General features: G+C 36.9%; 4 protein-coding genes, 3 tRNA genes and 1 pseudogene. 1 reads left to right on the top strand and 7 read right to left on the bottom strand.

All coding sequences use genetic code 11. The features are described from left to right. From L652_RS0103970 to L652_RS0104000, 7 genes and pseudogenes are all read right to left on the bottom strand, one after another. Nucleotides 1–158: pseudogene (locus tag L652_RS0103970) on the bottom strand (electron transport complex subunit RsxB); the annotation flags it as partial. A gap of 1 nt (nucleotide 159) precedes the next feature. Then, nucleotides 160–741 (bottom strand): electron transport complex subunit RsxA, encoded by a 582-nt coding sequence (gene rsxA / locus L652_RS0103975; protein WP_008172491.1) that lies wholly within the window; start codon nucleotides 739–741, stop codon nucleotides 160–162. A gap of 81 nt (nucleotides 742–822) precedes the next feature. After that, a complete protein-coding gene (locus tag L652_RS0103980) occupies nucleotides 823–1,641 on the bottom strand; it encodes a transporter substrate-binding domain-containing protein (RefSeq protein ID WP_024595053.1) in 819 nt (272 codons plus the stop codon). A 15-nt stretch (nucleotides 1,642–1,656) separates the two neighbouring features. Then, entirely contained in the window at nucleotides 1,657–3,600 is a 1,944-nt protein-coding gene (locus L652_RS0103985; RefSeq protein WP_024595052.1) for a GGDEF domain-containing protein, read from the bottom strand. Between the two features lie 148 nt (nucleotides 3,601–3,748). Beyond that, nucleotides 3,749–3,825, bottom strand: a tRNA-Asn gene (locus L652_RS0103990). 29 nt (nucleotides 3,826–3,854) lie between these two features. After that, a tRNA-Asn gene (locus L652_RS0103995) sits at nucleotides 3,855–3,931 on the bottom strand. Nucleotides 3,932–3,952: 21 nt separating this feature from the next. Next, nucleotides 3,953–4,029: transfer RNA gene (locus L652_RS0104000), tRNA-Asn, on the bottom strand. Nucleotides 4,030–5,082: 1,053 nt separating this feature from the next. Between L652_RS0104000 and L652_RS0104005 the strand changes: the two genes are divergently transcribed. Continuing rightward, the coding region (locus L652_RS0104005; RefSeq protein ID WP_024603314.1) for an MATE family efflux transporter at nucleotides 5,083–5,904 on the top strand (822 nt) is incomplete at its 3' end.

Genomic DNA, 5,904 nt, shown 5'->3' on the forward strand with positions numbered 1-5,904 from the left:
TAGCCACATTGTCCGCATTGAGTTTGCGGCAAAATAGTATCAATTTGCTCAACAATAGGGTTACCTTCAACGCGAAAGCGAATTGCTGCAAACCCTAAAATAAGTCCAAAAATGAGTGCTAGCGAACCAATCGCTATCAAGGCATAAAACAAGGTCATATTAAAACTTCACTAATCCAGTAAAACCCATAAACGCCATCGACATTAAGCCTGCAGTGATCATTGCAATAGAGGCGCCTTTAAAAGGCGTAGGAACGTCAGCAGCTGCTAAACGCTCTCGTAGTGCTGCAAACAATACAAGCACTAAAGAAAAACCAACCGCAGCACCAAAACCATATACCGCAGATTGTAAAAACGAATGATCTTCTTTGATATTTAATAAAGCCACACCTAATACCGCACAGTTAGTGGTGATCAGCGGTAAAAATATGCCTAATAAACGATATAGGGTAGGGCTGGTTTTACGCACAACCATTTCGGTAAATTGCACTACAACGGCAATCACTAAAATAAAGCTCATGGTGCGTAAAAAGGCGATATCCAGAGGGATTAAAATATATTGATTAACTAAATAGCTAGTTACAGAGGCAAGGGTAAGCACAAACGTGGTTGCCAAAGACATACCAATCGCCGTATCAAGCTTACCTGATACGCCCATAAACGGACATAAGCCTAAAAATTGTACTAATACAAAGTTATTAACCAGAACGGTTCCAATCAATAACAAGACATATTCTGTCATGTGTGCCTCACGCTATAATAAACGTGGGTATTATCCTTTTTTCTTTATCGATTAACAACACATGAGAAGCAAATAAACGACTCAATCAGTAATGATATTAAAGCGACTTAAGATTTCAGGTGTAATTAGAATAGGATCAATATTATACGGCTTTAAAATATCTTTAAATTGATCGTGTTCTTGGTATAAATCTAATAGTGCTTTATTAAATAGGGCGATTTGTTCAGGAGATAATTGAATTTTATTAAACCCAATAAAATAGGGAGATTCGCTTTGTAAAAAAGCCAAATTAACATGATGTAAGTTAAATTGTTTTAGCCTAGCGCGCGCTTGTAAAGTATTGGCAAAATATCCATCTATACGGTTGTTTTCTATCATTTTTACACCCGTACCATTGGCATCAGTGAGTAAAACAATATCAAATTCTCTCAATCCGTCTTTAATCATTTGTTGCTGTATTTTGATTAGTTGAAAAGATGCATTTGAAGGGCCAAAAACAGCAATTTGCATTTTTTGTAGATCATTGAGGCTTTTAATGGTTTTTTTAGCACCTTCAGGTTGAAAAAAACCATATTGCATTTTCATAAGCGGAATCGAAAAGTAAAGCCATTCGTTGCGGTCAATATTCCAGCCCATAGGAAAGTTTCCTTGAGCTTGCAGGTTTTTTAACATCAGCTTAGAGCGACGATTTGGTACGCTAATAAACTCACATTTATAATTGAGGCGTTTACACGCTAAGGTAAGTATATCAACAAAGGGGCCAGTGGCATTATTGCTTTCATCAACAAATGAAAATGGGGGATAGTTGTGAGTGCTAAAAACTAATTCTTTTTGCGGGGCGCTTGCGTACAAACTCAAAGGCATAATAAAAAGTATAATAAAGGTAACTACTCTTTTCATGATGCCTCCAATAGACTATATGTCTTTAGGTTTTTCTATGTAATAACCCTGAACGCCATCTAAACACAACGTTTCTATAATGTGTTTCTCTTCTTGGCTCTCAACGCCTTCAGCAAATACGCTAACACCAATGCGGTGGGCTAAATCGACCATTAAGCGCATAAAGTACTGATTATTTTTATCATCTTCTAGGCCGCGAGTATAACTTGCATCCATTTTAATAAAATCAGGTTTTAAATCGCGGAAAAACTTAAATGAAGTTAAGCCAACACCAAAACGTTCAACAGTTACGCGTGCGCCAACACGGTGAACCATGTCGATAAAGCGCTTACTAGCTTTGATGTTTTGCTGTAAACCAAACTCGCTAACCTCAAATACTAGTTTAGATGCAATATGCGTATCTTTCAATAATCGGCGCTCTAGCCAAATTACAAACTGATCGTTGTGTGCACTTGAGGCTGTTACGTTTAAACCAAAAAACTTTTCAGATAAATTACGGCTTTTAACCTTTTCAAGAGAAGAGTCGATGATTAAGCGATCAATTTCTATTGCCATATCAAGTTTTTCGGCCATTGCTAAAAAAGAAGCGGTAGGCAGTACTTGATTGTCTTCTGTTTTAAATCGAACTTGTACTTCAGCGTAGGCTTTTATGCTTTTACCAAGCGGCATAATGTTTTGCATCACTAAATGAACACGCTTAGATTCAATAACTTCCTTAATAACCTTGCGCCAGTTTTGATTACCAAACCCCGCACTTACGTTATTAACTAAATCGGTTTCACGTTGTACGTGCCATGCGTTTACTTGTTTTGATTGCGCCATACTCATCGCGTTATCAACAACAGAAAGTAGTTCGCCTAACGGCTTACCTTTTTCGTAACCTACAATACCTGTATTAGCAACTGAGCTTAGCTCTTGGTTTTGTTGGTACTGTGTGAAGCGCGATTGCAGGTTTTCACCAAAGCGCTCAGCTTCTTTTAAAGGAATGTGGGGGAGTACTACCGCAAAATCAGAGCTGTTTAATCTAAACACTTGGCTACCTGTGTAAGTGCCGCTTATGTGTTTGATAATATCGGCAACACCTTTAACGTACTCGTCGCCTTTTTGATAACCACGGCTTTGGTTTATAGCTTGAAGCTCACTACAACGAACCATAGCTAAAGAGCCAAATGTACTTTGCTCAGTGTTTTCAATATTTTTTTCGTAGTACTCAACAAACATATTACGATTACCAAGCGAGGTAATTACATCTTTGTACGCTTCATGCTTGATAGTCATAGCAGCGCTTTGTATATCTTCGTTTTTGTTTTTTAAAAAATGCGATAATCGATTAAAACTAGGTACTAAATCTTTTCCCATTTTTTTCAATCGAGTGCCATCTAGTGCTGTTTCTAAATCATTATCAACTTGGTTTTGATTGATATAAATATCGATAATGTCAGCAACTGTTGTACTTATATTTTTATTTAAATGATAAAAAATAGATTTCATTAGAATTATTGGAATAATAACTAAAATGGCAGAAATCAAAATAACAATAAAAAGGGACGTTTGTAGCTGCGACGCTAAATGCTCAATGTTAAGTACAAATTCAACTTTTATATCTGCGGCATCGTTTACAGCAAACTGTGGGCGTACAGAGTTAAAGTTAGAGAGTACAAAATCAGCAAACATTGGTAATTGAGTAGGGGGGTTAATGCTAAATACTTCAGCACCTTGGTAATCTCTTAGAGTAAAGCTTGAAAACGTATTACCATCTGCAATTGATTGTTTTAAATTTTGAGCAGAAATATCGTCTAAAGAAAGGTCATTAATATACTTAGTAACAGTTTTTTGTGCATTTTTTTGTGCATCACTTACCGCAGTATCAAAGCTTATAGATATGAAGTAGCTTCCTGCTGCAACACACAATAACCAAGAGATAATTTGTATAAAAATAAGTTTTTTAAATCCAGCCATGTTTTCAGTCTTTTAATAATCAAAAGGGAAGGAATCAAGTCCTTGATTAATAAACTAAGTACAGCGCATTAAAGAATTAAACTAATGCTTTAGTTATATAAGGAAGAGTAGTGGAAATAGCTTGGAATGTCTATGAAATTCTTAGAATTGGCTCCCCCTCCCCGACTCGAACGGGGGACCTGCGGATTAACAGTCCGTCGCTCTAACCAACTGAGCTAAGGGGGAACTAAAGTACTGATATTATTATGATGATTTGGCTCCCCCTCCCCGACTCGAACGGGGGACCTGCGGATTAACAGTCCGTCGCTCTAACCAACTGAGCTAAGGGGGAACTACATCATAAACATAAACTTGGCTCCCCCTCCCCGACTCGAACGGGGGACCTGCGGATTAACAGTCCGTCGCTCTAACCAACTGAGCTAAGGGGGAAGCGTCTTGCCTTTCAACGGGGCGAAATATTAATGATGGAGCCGCAAAGTGTCAACATATAAAAGTCATAAATTGAAAAAAGAGGTTTATTCGTTGTTTTTGTGTTCGATCTGCGTGATTTATAGCTCTATTAAAGCTGTTTTTTTAAGAATTTAAGAATACTAATGCGAGTTTTATTATTGTTGAGTCTTTAAATTGGTTAAATTAAACACGCCATTAAAGCCACTTGTAATTAAAAAACAACTCAAAAACATAAAATTTCATTTTTTACTTTGGGGTATTCTTCGTATTTATTTACTTTTTTATTTTAATTTTCTAAAAATATACCTGCACGAATAGTCATAAAAGTATTTTTCCCTCTTAATAGTGATCCAATTTTGATCTATAAATTGAGCATTTATTATCTTCGCTCAAAAATAGAACAATCAATAACTTAACTTTGTATTAAACGTTTTTTATTTACTAACGTATAACTATGTTAAGAAGAAAAATCGGCAAGCTTGCGTTTTCAGTGTGAGTTTATAAAAATGCCACAATTAGCAAATCAACAATTGGTTGGACCTCAGCGAAAATTGCGAGTCTCTCAAGGCCTTTATAAATGCGGCTTTGAATGAGTTATCCACGGTTTCTGTGGATAACTCTGTTTATGAAACTTTAAGAACATCATCGGCACCAATGTTTTAGGGTGCTACAACGATTTCAAGCTTTTAAATCACTATTTTTTATTCATTGTAAAACAGTAGGTTATGTTTTGGTGGCTAATAGATGTAACTCCATGAATGAATTTTTTCGTAACGATAAACCAAGTAGTTGCTTTGTGTAAAAAAGCATCAGATAACACAGGGTGTTTGTAATAAAAGTTATAAAAATGTGTTTTAATTGTTTTTTGGCGTGTTTAGGCTCTATTTTAACAAAAAGATGTAAAAATCAAGTTTTACTATTTTTTAGAATATTTACTTCCGTAATTACATCAATTGTAGTGATAAATCCGTGGCTTGAACTGCCTTGATGCTTTAAAATGATTCGTTCAGTAAAAAGAGGCCTATTTATTTCATGCGCGCAATTTCAAAATCTCAGACTCGCCCAGATTTACTAAACGATCCTATCTTGCCTACATTAAAGACGATGACCATACCGATGATATTCGGCATGATCACACTAATGATGTTCAATATTGTAGACACCTTTTTTATAAGCTTACTTGGCACCGAACCACTAGCTGCCGTGAGCTTTACATTTCCGGTTACTTTTACCGTTATCAGCTTAGCAATAGGGCTGGGGATCGGTACATCAGCAGTAATAGCGAAAGCGCTCGGCAGTAATAAAATTGATGAAGCACGTTTTGATGCCAGTATTTCTTTAATGGTTGGTGTGGTTCTGGTTATTGTGTTGTCATCTGTTGGATATTTACTGATTGACCCCATATTTACTTTGCTAGGAGCGGGCGCGCAAGTATTGCCGTTAATACACGAATACATGAATGTATGGTTTATCGGTAGCGTATTTTTAATAACCCCAATGATTGGTAATTCGGTACTGCGTGCCAGCGGTGATACCAAAACGCCAAGTATAGTAATGGGCGGAGCCGGGCTAATAAACGCCGTACTTGACCCAATACTTATATTTGGCTTTGGGCCGGTACCCGCGTTAGGAATTCAAGGCGCTGCCATAGCAAGTGTTGTTGCATGGTCGGTCGCTGTGGTTATTATTTTATATATATTAGCGGTTAAAAAACGTTTGTTGAGTCTCAAAGCGGGCAAGCAAACTGTAACTGGCGCTATTCGTAAAATATTAAAAATTGGTTTACCTGCTGCAGGTGCAAACATGCTTACACCCGTTGCAATGGCCGTAATGACCGCCTTAGTAGCGCATCAT

Origin of the sequence: Pseudoalteromonas sp. TB25 (assembly GCF_000497995.1) — a bacterium.
In the GTDB taxonomy this organism is placed as follows: Bacteria; Pseudomonadota; Gammaproteobacteria; order Enterobacterales; family Alteromonadaceae; genus Pseudoalteromonas; species Pseudoalteromonas distincta.

Bases quoted from the DNA above. Each gene is read 5' to 3' on its own strand.
- rsxA (WP_008172491.1), bottom strand. From the start codon at position 741: ATGACAGAATATGTCTTGTTATTGATTGGAACCGTTCTGGTTAATAAC.
- L652_RS0103980 (WP_024595053.1), bottom strand. From the start codon at position 1,641: ATGAAAAGAGTAGTTACCTTTATTATACTTTTTATTATGCCTTTGAGT.
- L652_RS0103985 (WP_024595052.1), bottom strand. From the start codon at position 3,600: ATGGCTGGATTTAAAAAACTTATTTTTATACAAATTATCTCTTGGTTA.